This is a genomic window from Pedobacter sp. UBA4863 (assembly GCF_002399615.1).
Classification (GTDB): Bacteria; Bacteroidota; Bacteroidia; order Sphingobacteriales; family Sphingobacteriaceae; genus Pedobacter.
This window is the reverse complement of the sequence record NZ_DHDZ01000011.1, coordinates 30,706-31,034: the sequence shown is the minus strand read 5'-3', so window position 1 is coordinate 31,034 and position 329 is coordinate 30,706. Positions and strand designations below refer to the sequence as shown.

General features: G+C 38.9%; 1 pseudogene. It reads right to left on the bottom strand.

Annotation, left to right across the window (positions count from 1 at the left end):
- Positions 1 to 37 precede the first annotated feature (37 nt).
- Positions 38 to 329, bottom strand: a pseudogene (locus B3I52_RS01645) (MBL fold metallo-hydrolase); the annotation flags it as partial.

The window sequence follows — 329 nt, the reverse complement described above, 5'->3', positions numbered from 1 at the left end:
TTAATAATTATAATAGTAGGAATGATCCAATGAAAAACTAGCCTATTTCTTCGAGTGTAAAAGTATCTTTTAAGCGCACACCCTTTTCTGTATGTTGTAAAGTGCAACATTCGTTAATGGGGTCGTGTTCTAAATAGAGGATATATTGGTTGGTGGCGGCTTCTTCTAAAAACTCCTTTTTCTCTTTCAGCGTTTGTAATGGAAACATATCGTATGCCATCACGTAGGGTAATGGTAGGTGGCCTACAGAAGGTAGCAGATCGGCCATATAAACAATGGTTTTATCTTTGTACTGTAGTTGTGGCAGCATCATGGCATCGGTATGTCCG